Genomic DNA, 15,592 nt, shown 5'->3' on the forward strand with positions numbered 1-15,592 from the left:
TTGACCACCTTCTCTGGCGTGTTTTGGTTGACCCAGTAAGGCCTCCGGCCCGCTGGCGCGAGGAGTGCTTGTGCAAACGCATCCAGAGTCGCCTCCAGCTTGGCGGCTTGCGACCCAGATACCTTGAGCTTGCAGGAGACAGTTAAAACTTGGGTCATGTTACAACTATACGACGTCATCTGCATTCTTCCCAGCCCTGGCCCTACGGCTACAGGGCGGGGTTCTGCGGTTTCTAGCTAAATGGACTACAGAAATACCGGAATCACCGTCGAGGCTCAAACGGCAAGGTACCCATGGTACACGCTGCAATTGTCCTTACGATCCTGCTGGGCTTTTGGGGAGTGGTGGTCAAGCGAAATCTAATCATGAAAATCTTGGCCATGGATGTGATGAGCACCGGGGTTATCGCCTTTTTTGTCATTTGGGCCGCCCGCACCGGCGTGTTCACTCCCATCTACAAGCCCTGGCGCCAGGTGGACTATGCCGACCCGGTTCCGCAAGGAATCATCCTCACGGCCATCGTCATCGGCCTGTCGGTGCAAGCTCTGATGTTGGTGGGGGTGATGAAGCTGTCCCGCAATCATCCCACCCTGGAAGTGGAGAGTATTGAGCAGGCGGTAGCTGATGACTGAGCTGACGATCGAACTTACGTTGGTCTGGGTGGCACTGCCCTTTTGGCTGGCCTTCGCCACCTACTTGCTGCCGGCTTTGACCCGTCCCGGCCTGGTCATCATGGCTGGACTGACGATAGCCTACGCAGTGCGGCAGGGAGGCCTGCCAGGGGCAACTGCTGCGCCGTTGGAGCTCCAGTTGCTGGATCACTTCGGGGTGACGCTGCGGATCGATGGCAACGCCGCGGCTATGCTCCTGGCCCACGGCCTGGTCACCCTTGGGGTAGCCCTGTATCTGGATCGGCGCTTTGTGGGCAGCCGCTTTCTGGCCATGCAGTTGTTAATCATCCACGGCAGCGCCAACGCCGTCGTCATCAGCGCTGACCTGATCAGCGTCTATGTGGCCCTGGAGGTGCTCAGTATCGGCGTGTTTTTGCTGCTCACCTACAGTCGCCGAGCAGAGTCCCAGCCGATGCTGGGGGAAAGCGCCCCGCACCGCTCTCGCGACCGTCAGCTCTGGGTGGGGCTGCGCTACCTGTTCATGAGCAATGTGGCCATGCTCTTCTACTTGATGGGCGCAATCCTGGTCTATGTGCGCACCGGATCCCTGGCGATGAGCGGCTTGGCCCTGGCCGACCCCACGGCTCTGGCCTTGATTGCCGTTGGCCTTCTGGCCAAGGGGGCGGTCTTTGTCGCCGGCCTGTGGCTGCCCCTCACCTACGCCACTGCCGATCCTGTCATCGCGGCGGTGCTCAGCGGTTTTACTACAAAAGCAGGCGCCATGGCCCTTGTGCGCTGCAGCGAGTTCTCGCCCCTCTTGGTGCAGGGACTGCCCTACTTCAGTGCAGGCGCGGCGGTCTTTGGGATCCTTCTGGCTTTGATGGCCAGCACGCCTCAGCGCCTTTTGGCCTGGAGCTCGGTGTCGCAGATGGGATTTGTCATCGCTGCACCCCAGTGGGCGGGTTTGTACGGTCTGGCCCATGGGCTGGCGAAGCCCTTGTTGTTCGTTGGGGCTGCGATAACCAATTGCTGGCGCTGGCCGCTGCTGATCTTGGGGACGGCCTCGCTAGCAGGGGTGCCCGGCACTTTGGGCTATGCGGCCAAGGCTCTTAGCTTGTCGTCTCTGGATCCCTGGCACGAGTGGCTGCTGGTGGGGGTTACTGTCGGCACCACCTGCATAGCCGTGCGGGTGCTGCGGGCTTTTCCTTCTCAAACCAACGGGGACACTACCCCGGCATGGCCAGACAAGGTGGCCCTAGTCCTTTGGGGCGGGGGCTTGCTCTGGTTCTGGCTGCCGGCGGCCTATGACGTCGATAATCTCATCAAGGCGTTCCTTAGCTTGGGCCTCGGGATCCCCCTGGGCTGGTTTTGGGAGCGGATCCCTGTGAAGGGATGGCGGCTGGATGAAGGGCTAGAGGCAGTGGTGGGCGGCTTGAGTGTGGTGTTGGTGCTGGTCTGGATTCTGCTAAGTAGAGCGAACCATGTGGCGCTACCCTGAGTTGGGCTTACTGGAAATTGGCCTGCGGCTTTTGATTTGGTTTTTGCTGACGGGTAATCTGAGTTGGGACAATGTGGTCATCGGGGTAGCGGCGACGCTGCTGCTTCCCCGACAGGCTTCTGCGCCGGTGCGGTGGCGGGATTGGGGGCGGGTGCTCAAGGAGATTGTTTTCGCCGTTCCGAAAGCTTACTGGGAGGCCTTTGAGATGATCCTCAGGCCCCACACCGTAGAGGAAGTTGTATACAAACAAACTCTCCCCAATCGTTCAGCGGGACTGGTGTTTCTCGATATCTTTTTGATTACTTTTACGCCCAAAACCATTGTGCTCAATTGCGATGCCCAAGGCACCTACGAGGTGCATCTGCTCAAGCCGCGGGAGGAGGCGTGAACCTACTGCTGTTTCTGCTGATCCTAACCCTATGCCTGCCGCTGTATGCCGCCTGGCTAAAGGAGGATATTTGGCAGACGATGCTGGCTTTTGCCAGCTTATCCACCAAGACGGCCATCCTGGTTTTGGTGGTATCTGTGGTGCGAGATGACTGGATGATCGGGATTGTGGGGGTCTTGATTTTGTCGGTGGGCAATGCAGCCCTGATGCTGCTGGCCCACGTGCTCAAGCGCCTAGAAATGCTTTAACTGGGTCGGGAGGAATATGGAAGTTTTGGTGGAAGCTCTCAGCTATCTCCTATTTGGGATCGGGGTGCTGTTTTGGCTGTGGGGAACGGCACCGCTCCTTGGAGATCGCTCCATTTTGTTTAAGCTGCACGGCCTTTCGGTGTCCGACACCCTGGGATCCATGAGCATCATGCTGGGGCTGTTGCTGCGGATCCCCAGGGAGTGGCCTCTGCTGGTGTTGGCGCTGATTTCCTTGGCCATTTGGAACACCATCTTGGGCTATGTGCTGGCGTTTTGCTCGCAGCGCAAGTCCCTATAGGAGGACAGGATGGAAGAGACTTTGTTGCTGGTGATCGCTCTGCTGTTGCCCTTGACGGCTGCCTTGGTCGTGACCCAGACCAACCCCTATCACGCCCTAGTGATGCGAGGCATTTTGGGGGCTATTGCCGCTTTGATCTATGCCCTCTTTGGGGCAGCGGATGTGGCCTTGACGGAAGCCCTGGTGGGCACCATGCTTTCCATTACTCTCTACGCTATTGCTGTCCGCTCCTCCCTGAGCATGCGCCTGGGCGTTTTGGAAGGTAGCCCGCTGCTGGAGGCCAAGACGGAGGCGGCCCAGCGTCTGCTCCAGCAAATTCGTCGGGGTCTGCAGCCGCTCCATATGCGTTTGGAATTGTCTGCCTATGAGAGTGTGGAGGCCTTAGCGGCAGCCCTTCGCAACCGAGAGATACACACCATGGCCCTTGAGGCTGGCAGTGAAACAGAGGAGTATCGCCTGCTCACCCGGGTGCCTCGCCTGCAAGAGATTTTGGCCCAGCAAACTCTGTCCTCCGAGGTTCTTGCCCCATGAGATGGCTGTATGGCATGGCAGTGCTGTTGGCGGCAGTGCAGCTCATGGTCGCCGATGCGGGAGCTGTTTTGCCTGCGGTTGAGCCTGTATCGACTCTAGCCAGAGAAAGCGGTGTGCCCAATACGGTAACGGGCCTGATCTTGCGCAACCGCCTTTACGACACGGTTTTCGAAGTAGTTGTGTTTTCTACGGCAATTTTGGGTGCCCAATACCTGCTGGCGGATGAGCGACCGACGGCCAATGTAGCTCAGTTTACCGATATTCCCTCAATTGTGTTGGCGCGGGTGGGGGCCACCATTTCTGCCCTGATTGCAGTGGAGCTGGCAATTCGAGGACACCTGACGCCGGGGGGAGGCTTCGCTGCCGGTGTGGCAGGGGGAACGGCTATCGGTCTAGTTGCCATTACTGCTTCTTCTGCCTGGATGGAGTCGGTTTACCAGCGATGGCGAGCTGCCACTTGGGAAAAGCTCTCAGTGGTGGCTTTTATTGCAGCGGCGATGCTGGCCCTTGCCGGTTGGCAATTGCCCAGGGGCGAGCTGGGATCCCTTTTCAGCGGCGGCTGGATCCCAATTCTCAACATTTTGGTGGCCATCAAGGTGGCGCTGGGATCCTGGGCGGCGATTTTAATTTTTATTCGCTACCGCGGCTTGTTATGAGGGCTTGAAGGGGTTGATAACCTTCGTGTCAAGCAAATAATTGTAGGTGGTGTTATCTTCTTGTAGCCGCTCGAAGTCCGAATCTTCACCAACGTTTGGGATCGATCTGAGCACTTGGCAAAGGACTTTTTTTGCAAGTTGGAGTAAGACTTGCTCCAGGATTTTGCGATGTTCGGCTTCTGCACTCGCGCCGTGACGCCTCTCCCTTTCTTTAAGGGCTTTGACAATGGCCTCATCAACGTTGCGAACAATTAGAGAACAATTAGAGTGGTCATGGAGCACCTGATTCATTTACGCTGCACAATACGGATATGATCCGGACGATGCAACGATTGCAATTCCATCATTGCTGACAGAAAGGGAGGAATCCCTCAAAGCCCTAAGGAAGAACCCTAGAGCACCTAAGTACCGATGTCATATTGCCTTTGCCCAGATGGCATTTTGATGGCTCTAATTTTACCTTCTGCTTCCCACCATCGCTAAGTGTTTTCGTGGACTCTCAAGATTTTCGTTGCTTCCTTAAGACAGACATACCGCTGGATAACTTTTCTCCTGAAACTAGCAATGCCGTTGTACTGCTATGCCCGTAAATGTCCAGAAAGTTGAGTACTAAATCCAACCTCCTCAATCAATGGCTTCATGGATGGCTTTGCCGCGAAGATAGCGATGACAGCATCAACGTGCAAGTTTCCCCGCCCGACGAGCAACTTGACCTGCAGGCGACCTCTACAATAGAAGGCTGACCCTGCCACCTCTGGGATCCCTATGCCACGCCGCACCGATATCCACAAAATCTTGCTCATTGGAGCGGGGCCGATCGTCATTGGCCAAGCCTGCGAGTTCGACTACTCCGGCACCCAAGCCTGCAAAGCCTTGCGAGAGGAGGGCTACGAGGTGATCCTGGTCAACTCCAACCCGGCCACCATCATGACGGATCCCAGTATGGCGGATCGCGTCTACATCGAGCCGGTGACGGCGGACTTCGTGGCCCAGATCATCGAGCGGGAGCGCCCCGATGCCCTGCTCCCCACCATGGGGGGTCAGACGGCCTTAAATGTGGCGGTGGAGCTGGCCCGGCGCGGGATCCTAGACCAGTACGGGGTGGAGCTAATTGGGGCCAAGCGGGAGGCCATTGAAAAGGCGGAGGATCGGGAGCTCTTTAAGCAGGCAATGCAGCGGCTTGGCCTGGCCGTGCCCCGCTCAGGGTTGGCCCGCAGCCTGGCCGAAGCCAAGCAGATTGCCCACGAGATTGGCTATCCCCTCATCATCCGCCCCGCCTATACCCTAGGGGGCACGGGCGGCGGCGTGGCCTACAACCAAGAAGAATTTGAAGAGATCTGCGCCGCCGGCCTCGAGGCCAGCCCGGTCTCCCAGATCCTGGTGGAAGAGTCGGTGATTGGCTGGAAGGAGTTTGAGCTGGAGGTGATGCGGGATCTGGCGGACAACGTGGTGATCATCTGCTCGATTGAAAACATCGACCCCATGGGGGTACACACCGGCGACTCCATCACCGTGGCCCCGGCCCAGACCCTCACTGACAAGGAGTACCAGCGGCTGCGGGACTACGCCATCGCCATCATGCGCGAGATCGGGGTGGAAACGGGGGGATCCAACGTGCAGTTTGCCGTCAACCCCGCCAACGGTGAAGTGCGGGTGATTGAGATGAACCCGCGGGTTTCCCGCTCTTCTGCTTTGGCCAGCAAGGCCACCGGCTTCCCCATTGCCAAGATTGCCGCCAAGCTGGCCGTGGGCTACACGCTGCCGGAGCTCCCCAACGACATCACCCGCAAAACTCCGGCCAGCTTCGAGCCTACCCTCGACTATGTGGTCACCAAGATCCCCCGCTTTGCCTTTGAGAAGTTCCCCGGTTCGGAGCCGGTCTTGACCACCCAGATGAAGTCGGTGGGGGAGGCGATGGCCATTGGCCGCACCTTCCAGGAATCCCTCCAGAAGGCGCTGCGATCCCTGGAGATCGACCGCCCCGGCTTTGGCAGCGACCGGCCGGAAGTCTTCCCCACCCCAGAGGAGGTGCGGGCCAACCTGCGCACCCCCAACCCCTTTCGCCTCTTGACCATTCGCACCGCCCTGCTCATGGGTTTTTCGGCCCAGGAAATTGCCCAGCTTACCCACATTGATCCCTGGTTCATCGACAAGCTGCAGGAGCTGGTGGAAGTGGAGCAAGCCCTCAAGGGGCGAGAACTGGGATCCCTGAGTGCTGAGGATCTGCGGCACCTCAAGCAAATGGGCTTCAGCGACCGACAAATTGCCCACCTGACCGGCTCCAGCGAAGCTCAGGTGCGGGATCGCCGTAAGCAACTGGGGGTGATCCCCACCTACAAGACGGTGGACACCTGCGCTGCCGAGTTCGAGGCGACCACCCCCTACCAGTACTCCACCTACGAGAGCGAATCCGAGACCTTCCCCACCGCCAAGCCGAAGGTGATGATCCTGGGGGGCGGCCCCAACCGCATCGGCCAAGGGATCGAGTTCGACTACTGCTGCTGCCATGCTGCCTTTGCCCTCAGCCGCCTCGGATATGAGACCATCATGGTCAACTCCAACCCCGAGACGGTTTCCACCGACTATGACACCGCCGATCGCCTCTACTTTGAGCCCCTCACTCACGAAGAGGTGATGAACCTGGTCGAAGCTGAGCAGCCGGTGGGCCTGATCGTGCAGTTTGGCGGCCAAACCCCCCTGAAACTGGCCCAGGGGCTGGCAGCAGCCCAGGCACCCATCTGGGGCACTTCCCCCGACTCCATCGACATAGCCGAGGATCGCGGGCGCTTCGAGCGCATCTTGCGGGAGCTGGATATTCGCCAACCGGCCAACGGCATTGCCCGCAGCGTCGAAGAAAGCCTGGAAATTGCCCGCCGCATCGGCTACCCGGTGGTGGTGCGGCCCAGCTATGTGCTGGGGGGACGGGCCATGGAGATTGTCTATTCGGATCAAGACCTGCAGCGCTACATGCAACTGGCGGTGGCGGTGGATCCCGACCGTCCCGTGCTGGTGGATCAGTTTTTGGAGGACGCGGTGGAGGTGGACGTAGATGCCATTGCCGACCGCACCGGGGCTGTAACCATTGGCGGGATCCTAGAGCACATCGAGCAGGCCGGGATCCACTCGGGGGATTCCGCCTGCGTCTTGCCCAGCCGCACCCTCAGCCCCGAGGTGCTGCAGGTGATTCGCGACTGGACGGTGAAGCTGGCCCAAGCTCTCAAGGTGGTGGGGCTTATTAACGTGCAATACGCCGTCCAGAAGGAGCAGGTCTACGTCCTGGAGGCCAACCCGCGCGCTTCCCGCACCGTGCCGTTCGTCAGCAAGGCCATTGGCCATCCCCTGGCCGATTATGCCGCCCAGGTGATGAGCGGCAAAACCCTGGCGGAGCTGGGCTTTACCCAGGAGGTGATCCCACCCTACGTGGCTGTCAAGGAGGCGGTGCTGCCGTTTCACAAGTTTCCTGGTACCGACACGCTGCTGGGGCCGGAGATGCGCTCTACCGGTGAGGTGATGGGGATTGACACCGACTTTGGCCGTGCCTTTGCCAAGGCGCAACTGGCTGCCGGCCAAAACCTGCCCCTAGGGGGCACGGTGTTCATCAGCGTTAACGATCGCGACAAGCAGGCCGTGATCCCGGTGGCCCAAGAGTTTGTCAAGCTGGGCTTTCGTCTGCTGGCCACTGCCGGCACGCAAAAAGTTCTGGCCCAACACGGGATCCCTGTCGAGAAGGTGCTCAAGCTGCACGAGGGCCGGCCCCACGTCATCGACGCCATCAAAAATCACCAGATTCAGCTTATTGTCAATACCCCTTCCGGCAGCGAAGCTCAACAGGATGGGCGGAAGATCCGGCGCACTGCCTTGGCCTACAAGATCCCCTTGGTTACTACCCTGGCCGGGGCCAAAGCCACTGCCGCCGCCATCCGGGCGCTGCAGTCGGGATCCCTGCAGGTGAAGTCCCTGCAGGAGTTTCACGCCGAAATTGGACGATAGATCTCAGTCTTCTTGGGTTACCTTTCTGAAGAAATTCTTAAAACCTTCATCTTAAGAAATTCTGAAGTTCTCGGCTGGAGAAAGTGGCCTTGGCTGCCCAGGAAAAGCCGAGACCAAGGCATCAAAATTGCAACACTGATTTGCCTATTTGTATCGATACATCAATTTGTTTCACATTCTGGCTGCGCACGTTAGAGATCCCTGTCGGCATCCCGAAAACTGTCTAGTTTGGAAGAAAGCTCCCCTAGGCCTTGTCGAAGGGGCTCCTGAGATCGGTTCGGCAAAGGCAGGGGGGAGATGGCTTTGCTGAAATTTTCTAGGAGTTGGCCTATGAGTACGGTCATTCGTCGCTCCGCTGCTGCGCGGCGGCTGTGGAGTTGGGAAAGTTTTTGTCAGTGGATTACCAGCACCGAAAACCGGCTTTACATTGGCTGGTTTGGTGTATTGATGATCCCAACGTTGTTGGCGGCAGCCTTTTGTTTTGTAATTGCCTTCATTGCCGCGCCGCCGGTGGATATGGACGGGATCCGCGAGCCGGTGATTGGCTCTTTGTTGGGGGGCAACAACCTCATTTCTGCAGCGGTGGTGCCCACCTCAGCCGCCATTGCCCTGCACTTTTACCCCATCTGGGAAGCCGCCTCTTTGGATGAGTGGCTCTACAACGGCGGCCCCTACCAGCTCATCGTGCTCCACTTTCTCATTGGGGTGTGGTGCTACCTTGGCCGGCAGTGGGAGTTGAGCTACCGGCTGGGCATGCGCCCCTGGATTGCGGTGGCCTTTTCTGCGCCGGCGGCTGCCGCTACAGCGGTGCTCTTGGTCTACCCCATTGGCCAGGGCAGCTTCTCGGAAGGGCTGCCGCTGGGGATTGCCGGCACCTTCCACTTCATGCTGGCCTTCCAGGCGGAACACAACATCTTGATGCACCCCACCAGTTGGCTGGGGGTAGCCGGGATGTTTGGCGGCGCCCTGCTGGCGTCTCTACACGGCTCCCTAGTGATGTCTAGCCTGATCCGGGAGACTTCGGAAGAGGAGTCGGCCAATGCCGGCTACCGCTTCGGCCAAGAAGAAGTCACCTACAACTTCCTGGCCGGCCACTATGCCTTTTTGGGGCGGCTGGGGATCCCCGGCCTTGGCTGGCGCAACAGCCGCTCCGTTCACTTCTGGATGGCGGCCCTGCCGACCGTAGGGATTTGGGCGGCAGCCATTGGCATTGGGATGATGGCCTTTAACCTCAACGGCTTTAACTTCAACCAGTCCATCCTGGACGGCCAGGGCCGGTTCATCCCCACCTACGCCGACCTGGTCAACCGCGCCAACCTGGGGATCCAGGCCATGCACGCCCCCAACGCCCACCACTTCCCCCTGCTGTTGGCAGCTAAAGCCGACTAGGCTCGGTCGAGTTCAAAGGCGCGGTGGGCAGCTTGCAGAGCGTGGATTCCCTGCTCCTGTCGCACCACGCAGCTTACCTTGATCTCCGAGGTGGCGATCATCTCGATGTTGATCCCGGCGTTGGCCAAGGCAGCAAAAAAGCGCGCCGCCACGCCGGGATAAATTTCCATCCCGGCACCGACGATGCTCACCTTAGCGATGTCGTGGTCGGCTTCGACCCCCGCCGCCTGCAGTTCCTCGGCCACCTGCCGGCACACGGCCTCAGCCGCCCTGGCCTGATCCTGAGGCACCGTAAAGGCGATGTCGTTACTGGGGATGCCGTTGTGGTAGCCCCGCTGGCTTTGGATGATGGTGTCCACGATAATCCCGGCCTCGGCCAGGCGTCCGAACAGATGGGCAGCCGTCCCCGGACGATCCGGCACCTTGCGGATGCCCAGCCGCGACTGCTTCAGATCCAGGGCAACGCCCCGCACCGGGTGGTCGCTGGGGAGGGGATCCCGGCCAGGGGCTGCCGTGACCCGATGCAAATGGGGAATCACCTGAAACGCCTCCCCCAGCGCCAGGGCGGCCTCCCCAGCCCGCTCGGCAGCCACCACACAGCTCACCTTGATCTCCGACATGGAGATCATCTGGAGATTGATCCCGGCTTCCGCCAGCACTCGAAACATCTCCGCGGCAATGCCCGGGCGACCCATCATCCCCACCCCGGCAATGCTGACCTTGGCCACCGCCTCCTCGACGAGGACTTCCCTACACCCCAGCTCCTGGCCCACCTGCCGCGCCACGGCTGCTGCCTGGGCTGCCTGCGCCCGGCTGACGGTAAAGGCAATGTCGTTGGTAGGGGATCCCTCGGCTGCACTGAGGTGGAGCGACTGCAGGATTAAATCGACGTTGATCCTGGCTGCCGCAATTTCCTGGAACAGTTGGGCGGCAATGCCCGGACGATCCGGCACTCCCACCAACACCACCTTGGCCTGATCCCAATCCAGCTCCACCGTATCCACTGCCCGGCCCAGCTCAATGCTGCTATCGGCGGGGCGAGGGCGGGGAGGAGGAGAAAGAATGAGGGTGCCCTCGGATCCCGCCTGCAAGGGCTCCAGGCTGGAGCGCACCCGCAGCTTGACGCCGTAGTTGCGGGCAATCTCCACCGAGCGGGGGTGGAGCACCTGCGCTCCCAGGCTGGCCAGCTCCAGCATCTCGTCGGCAGTAATCTCTGGCAACAACCTAGCCTCGGGTACCTTGCGCGGGTCGGTAGTAAAGATCCCTGGCACATCGGTGTAGATCTCGCACAGCTCTGCTCCCAGAGCCACCGCCAAAGCCACCGCCGTAGTGTCGGATCCCCCTCGCCCCAGGGTGGTAATTTCCAGCTCCGCCGGGCTGGTGATGCCCTGAAAGCCGGCCACCACCACCACCTCTCCCCGCTCCAAGTGCTGCCAGAGGCGGTCGGTGTGGATGTGCAGGATGCGGGCCCGCCCGTGATCCCGGGTGGTAACAATCCCTACCTGGGCCGCCGTCAGGGAGAGGGCAGGATAGCCCAAGCGCTGCAGCGCCAGAGCCAGCAGGGCAATGCTTACCTGCTCGCCCGTGGAAAGGAGCATGTCCCACTCCCGCCACTGGGCCGGCGTGGTCGGGGATCCCTGGAGGATCCGTTCCCCCAGTTCCACCAGGCGGTCTGTTTCCTCTCCCATCGCTGAGACCACCACCACCACCCGCTGGCCCTGATCCACCGTGTGGGCCACCCGCTGGGCCACGGCTTGGATGCGCTCGATGGAGCCGACGGAGGTGCCGCCGTACTTCTGGACAATTAAACCTGCTGGCATGGCTAGGGCTGAGCTGGTTAGGCGTGGTTTGGATCCTACCCCGAACTAGGCCAAGCCCAACCAAGTTTGCAAAAAGGGTGGCACCGGCAGCAGGATCAACACCAGCAACGTCAGCATCCCCAGCCCCAGCAGCTCCCGCCCCTCATCCAGCTCAGCGACGTCGTTGAGGGCCGGCTCGTCGGCACTGGAGATGACAAACAGCAGCAGCGCCCACAATAACAGCCAGGGCTGCACCGTCAGGGCCAGCAGCAGCACCAGCCAGCGAGCTACCCGCCCCACATTGGCCCCCATCTGCTGCCCGTACACCGCATGGACAATGTGCCCCCCATCCAGTTGGCCCACCGGCACCAGGTTAAAGGCAACCACCACCAGACCCAGCCAGCCGGCAAAGGCTAAGGGGTGCAGATCGATCACCTGGCCCGGCTGCAATTGATCCCCCAGCACCATACGCGCCAGGATTGCCAGCAGCACCGATAGGCGTGGATCGATGCGATGGAAGCTAATCGGGGTCGGCTGCCCCTCTGGCACTGCCGGAGGCTCCGCAGGCGTCGAAAAGACTAGCCCCAGGAGCAACATTGCCAAAGCAACGAGGCTGCCTGCCAGCGGCCCGGCAACGGCAATGTCAAACAGCACCTTGCGGTTGGGCACCGGTTCTTTCAGCTCAATGAAGGCCCCAAAAGTTCCCAAAACAAAAGGCACCGGAATGAAGTAGGGGAGCGAGGTTTTGATGCCGTGGCGGCGGGCCACCCAGTAGCGGATCCCCTCATGGGATCCCAGAATGGCCAGGATCCCCACTGCATAGGGCAGCCCTTGTAGCAGCGAGGGCAGATGCAGCAACCGATCAGGGCTGACCCCAGCCGCCTGGGCGCCGGCAGTTAGAGTTGTCCAAAAGGTAAACAGCAGTAGCCCCAGCGCCAGCAGAGGCCATTCTTCCTGACGGGTTAGGGAGCGCCGCGCCGCTGGGTTGGGCACCAGGGCAAAAAAAGGCTTGCCGGCAAACCCCTCCTGAAGCACCACCAAGAAGCGTTTGCCAAAAGTGTTTTCGACATTGCGCTGCACCCGCTCATAGGCTTCCGTGGGATCCGCCCGCAAATTGCCCCGGCAGATAATCGCCTGGGGACGGTATTCTACGCTTTGCAAATAAAAAACATTCCAGGGGAAGCAGTGGTTGAGCTTTTCCCGCGGCACCTCCGAGATGGGGGTGTGGGCAATAGCCGCCGAGACTGGATCTGCAGCACTGTCCTCCTCTTCTTCCTCTGCTTCCGGCAAAGACTCGCGATCCGATCCCACAACCGGCGAGGTGTTTTCCGCCCCAGGTTGAGAGCCCGCCGTGGGGGGTCGGAGGCGCCCCCGGCGCACCAAAGTCATGCTGGTAAAATAGGAGGCCAGAAATAGCCCCAACATGAGCAAGGGGGGCATTTCGTACTGAAACACCTGACGCCCCAGCACCCAGATCAAAGGGGGCATCATCATCACCAGCCACAGGATCCGCCAGGGCACCTTGGAGAGGCGGGCCACACTTTTTTGCAGCAGCAGGTAGGTTGTCGAACCCACCAGTGCCAACAGGATCCAATCTGCCATGAGTTGCAAAAAACAGAGGAGAACGCCTCTACCAAGCTAGCGACAAACCCAATCTCTCTGCTACGGCCAGGAAGGGGGATCCCTCAGGAGCCAAATTTTTGCCTCGCCTGCTCATAAACCGCCGCCCTGATCTCTTGGATCGCGGATTTCTCAAACTTCTCGTTCCCATGAGCAGTGCAGAGCACTTTCTTCTCAGGGGCGGCTGGGCGGACAAAAAAGGGAATTTTCTTGAGGCGCACCCCTGCCTCCGGTGTCCACTGGACAGCTTCGCTTATCCCCAATGGCCCCAGCGCAACATCCATTCCGGCAAGAAAGTGTTCCCCGTCATCCCCCGCAGCGTGAAGTAAATAAACAACAGTAGAGCCAGGGATCCCAGCACAACCAGGGCTGCCGACGTCGGGCTTTTGCGGTACAGCTTAACAAAAGGCTGTAAGCCGGCCCAGATCCCCCCCAGCAAGACGGTAATGAAATAGGTAGGGTAGCGGGAGACATTCTCCACAAATTGGTCTTCCAGTCGACGGGGAGTCTGCGGCTGTGGCATGGGCAGATCGCAATCCAACAACTTCCCCTCAGTCTGCCACAGATGTTGGTCTCTGTCCCCCGGCTGAAGAGGGCTGGGAACCAGGGGGAAGCCGCCCAGGCTCAAGACGGTGAGAACCTGATATGGTAGGCGTTATCCTGCCTGCTCAGCTCAGCACAGCCACCCACCCTCTGGCCTGATGCGAGAATTGCCCCCCGATGCCCCCAATCGCGCCGGTGACCTGCCTGGGGAACAGACCCTGGCGCTGATGCGCGTCCAGGAAGCTTTGGATCAACTGGAGGCAGCCATTCTCAGCAGTCCTCGTCTGTTCTGGTCTCGCACCCTTATCGACGAAGAGAGCATTCTGGAGCAGTTGGACTTCATCCGCCTCAACCTGCCCACGGCCTTGGAGGAAGCCGAGGAGGTGCTGCGCCAGCGGGATCAAATTTTGGCCGAGGCCCATCGCTACGCCCAGGAGATCGTGGCCATGGCCCAGCGCCGCGCCGAGCAGCTCGTTAGCGAATCGACCATCTTACGCCAGGCTCAAGCGCAGGCAGAACAGTTGCTGCGGCAAACCTACCAACAGAGCGAGGAGGTGCGGCGACAGACGCTCCAGGAGTCGGAGCGTCTCCAGCGGGAGGCCCATCGTTACGTGGATCAGGTTTTGCAAGACCTAGAGTTGCGGCTGTTGGAGTCGCTGCGGGTGATCCGCAACGGGCGACAAAACCTTCAGACCTAAATTTGTTCTCGACCAGAGAGTGTCCATCTGTTCAGTTTTAGGCCAATATAAAAGGTAGCATCTGGGATCCTTTACCCTGCGGATCTGTGGTAACCAAACTAACCTCCGGCAGGGAAGACGAAGACAAGTCTCGGATGGACGGCCAGGAACTCGACGCGCTGTAGATTGCTGCCGCAGGCAAGGAACCTCGAGCTTTTGTGGCAAGCTGGCGGAGTTCTCCCTTTGCTTAACTGAGAGCGTGTGTCCCTCTTCTCAGCGGTTGCCCAGCATTGGACTACTCATCGAGCTACCTTCCTCGGCGGGCTCTGTCCCCAGCCTGCGAGTTCCGGCTTTTACCCCTTTTGCGGAACCACTCAGTCGTCTAGGAGATTCTATGACCATTGAACCGAAAGCCCGTAAGAACCGCGAAAGTGCTAACTCCCGCTCCCGCAGCCGTCGCCGTGAATCGGCCAAAGGTATTAAAGGAGCTAACTCAGCCGCCAGCCTCTCTCTGCCGAAGTTGATCCAAGAGAATGCTGTGCTCCAATCTCGCAGCCAGTTGTTGCTGATGTACAGCGACTTCCAAACCGAAATGCCCAATGATGGCAAAACTGGCGTTGGCACCTGGCTGCAGAACCGCCTCAAGGAGTACGGCATGCCCAGCCTGCTGCGTTTTGGCCCGCGCTCTTGCCCTCAGGTTTTCCGCCGCGATGAATTTTCCGAGTGGATGATGCTAGCTCTCAACGCTGTCAGCCCCAAAAACGAGAGCGCCCGCTAGGAGAGGTAGACTCTTGTCGCGGCAGACGTAAACTACCCGGCTCCGACCGCTAAGCGGTACGGAGCGGGTTTTCTGTAGCCCTGTAGTTGTCAAGCCAACCACGGGCCTCTAGGCCGGTTTACAGCGACCCCCAAAAGCGCAATGACGTGGGCACCGTTCAAATCTGCATCCCCTTCCCAGCCACAGGCCGGGTTCACACAACGAAAATGCTTCCCTTCCCGCTGCCCAAGCCACAAACACCGGTGGCAGGTCTGCGAGCTGTAGCCAGGCAGCACCACCACCACCTTCACCCCTGCTCTGGCGGCCTTGTACTCTAGAAACTGTCTCAACTGGGAGAACACCCCTCGCGCTAGCGGGCCGTAGGCCTCACTGTTCGCCCGCCGCCGCTCCGTCTTGCTGCGCGGCTGTTGGTTGGTACGCTCCCTAATCCCAGTCAAGTCTTCCAAGGCAATAAAACGGTGGGTCGCCTGGGCCCTAGAAACAATCGCTAAGGACTCCGTCCCGCTGACGCGAGTGGCGATGCGGTGATTGACCCAGGTTTGAAAGCGCCTCTCCCGACCAGACAG

Annotated in this window: 16 protein-coding genes; 11 read left to right on the forward strand and 5 right to left on the reverse strand. The window is 59.9% G+C overall.

Going from position 1 to position 15,592, the window contains the following annotated elements:
* Positions 1-293: 293 nt before the first annotated feature.
* The 7 genes from NW845_RS09945 to NW845_RS09975 are packed head-to-tail and all read left to right on the forward strand — an operon-like array spanning position 294 to position 4,230.
* Positions 294-632 carry a cation:proton antiporter subunit C gene (locus NW845_RS09945; protein ID WP_414365847.1) on the forward strand — a complete coding sequence of 113 codons (339 nt, stop codon included), beginning with the start codon at positions 294-296 and terminating at the stop codon, positions 630-632.
* On the forward strand, positions 625-2,109 hold the full coding sequence (locus NW845_RS09950; RefSeq protein WP_414378366.1) for a cation:proton antiporter: 1,485 nt from the start codon (positions 625-627) through the stop codon (positions 2,107-2,109). The genes NW845_RS09945 and NW845_RS09950 overlap by 8 nt, the downstream gene beginning before the upstream one ends.
* On the forward strand, positions 2,093-2,497 hold the full coding sequence (locus tag NW845_RS09955) for a cation:proton antiporter (RefSeq protein WP_414378367.1): 405 nt from the start codon (positions 2,093-2,095) through the stop codon (positions 2,495-2,497). Before NW845_RS09950 ends, NW845_RS09955 begins: the two co-directional genes overlap by 17 nt.
* Complete coding sequence (locus NW845_RS09960) at positions 2,494-2,745, forward strand: hypothetical protein (RefSeq protein ID WP_414365844.1); 252 nt, start codon at positions 2,494-2,496, stop codon at positions 2,743-2,745. Before NW845_RS09955 ends, NW845_RS09960 begins: the two co-directional genes overlap by 4 nt.
* A gap of 16 nt (positions 2,746-2,761) precedes the next feature.
* Positions 2,762-3,043, forward strand: a complete 282-nt coding sequence (locus tag NW845_RS09965; RefSeq protein ID WP_011430583.1) for a monovalent cation/H(+) antiporter subunit G — start codon at positions 2,762-2,764, stop codon at positions 3,041-3,043.
* Between the two features lie 9 nt (positions 3,044-3,052).
* Entirely contained in the window at positions 3,053-3,574 is a 522-nt protein-coding gene (locus NW845_RS09970; RefSeq protein WP_414378369.1) for a DUF4040 domain-containing protein, read from the forward strand.
* On the forward strand, positions 3,571-4,230 hold the full coding sequence (locus tag NW845_RS09975; RefSeq protein ID WP_414378370.1) for a Na(+)/H(+) antiporter subunit B: 660 nt from the start codon (positions 3,571-3,573) through the stop codon (positions 4,228-4,230). Before NW845_RS09970 ends, NW845_RS09975 begins: the two co-directional genes overlap by 4 nt.
* On the opposite strand, the gene NW845_RS09980 is transcribed toward NW845_RS09975, so the two are convergent.
* Entirely contained in the window at positions 4,225-4,521 is a 297-nt protein-coding gene (locus NW845_RS09980; protein WP_414378372.1) for a FitA-like ribbon-helix-helix domain-containing protein, read from the reverse strand. The two genes, NW845_RS09975 and NW845_RS09980, sit on opposite strands and share 6 nt — an antisense overlap.
* A 474-nt stretch (positions 4,522-4,995) precedes the next feature.
* On the opposite strand from NW845_RS09980, the gene carB reads away from it, so the two are divergent.
* Together carB and NW845_RS09990 are read left to right on the forward strand one after the other, a co-directional pair.
* The gene (carB, locus tag NW845_RS09985) at positions 4,996-8,220 is read left to right on the forward strand and encodes a carbamoyl-phosphate synthase large subunit (protein WP_414378374.1); all 3,225 of its coding nucleotides are present in this window, start codon (positions 4,996-4,998) and stop codon (positions 8,218-8,220) included.
* 330 nt (positions 8,221-8,550) lie between these two features.
* Positions 8,551-9,609, forward strand: coding sequence for a Photosystem Q(B) protein 1 (locus NW845_RS09990; protein ID WP_414378376.1), 1,059 nt, complete (start codon positions 8,551-8,553; stop codon positions 9,607-9,609).
* Here NW845_RS09990 and NW845_RS09995 read toward each other — a convergent pair.
* The 3 genes from NW845_RS09995 to NW845_RS10005 all read right to left on the reverse strand — a co-directional run bounded on the left by NW845_RS09995 (position 9,606) and on the right by NW845_RS10005 (position 13,551).
* A complete protein-coding gene (locus tag NW845_RS09995) occupies positions 9,606-11,429 on the reverse strand; it encodes an aspartate kinase (protein ID WP_414378377.1) in 1,824 nt (607 codons plus the stop codon). The two genes, NW845_RS09990 and NW845_RS09995, sit on opposite strands and share 4 nt — an antisense overlap.
* 45 nt (positions 11,430-11,474) lie before the next feature.
* Entirely contained in the window at positions 11,475-13,010 is a 1,536-nt protein-coding gene (locus NW845_RS10000; RefSeq protein ID WP_414378379.1) for a site-2 protease family protein, read from the reverse strand.
* A gap of 271 nt (positions 13,011-13,281) precedes the next feature.
* On the reverse strand, positions 13,282-13,551 hold the full coding sequence (locus NW845_RS10005) for a DUF751 family protein (protein ID WP_414365836.1): 270 nt from the start codon (positions 13,549-13,551) through the stop codon (positions 13,282-13,284).
* A 178-nt stretch (positions 13,552-13,729) separates the two neighbouring features.
* Between NW845_RS10005 and NW845_RS10010 the strand changes: the two genes are divergently transcribed.
* Both NW845_RS10010 and NW845_RS10015 read left to right on the forward strand, forming a co-directional pair.
* A complete protein-coding gene (locus tag NW845_RS10010; protein ID WP_414378380.1) occupies positions 13,730-14,269 on the forward strand; it encodes an ATP synthase F0 subunit B in 540 nt (179 codons plus the stop codon).
* Positions 14,270-14,642: 373 nt separating this feature from the next.
* Entirely contained in the window at positions 14,643-15,026 is a 384-nt protein-coding gene (locus NW845_RS10015) for a hypothetical protein (protein ID WP_414365834.1), read from the forward strand.
* An 89-nt stretch (positions 15,027-15,115) separates the two neighbouring features.
* Here NW845_RS10015 and NW845_RS10020 read toward each other — a convergent pair.
* Positions 15,116-15,592, reverse strand: a 477-nt coding sequence (locus tag NW845_RS10020) for a zinc ribbon domain-containing protein (protein ID WP_414378381.1), incomplete at its 5' end; no start/stop codon positions are given.

The sequence above is a fragment of the Synechococcus sp. H60.2 genome, assembly GCF_047462315.1.
GTDB lineage: Bacteria > Cyanobacteriota > Cyanobacteriia > Thermostichales > Thermostichaceae > Thermostichus.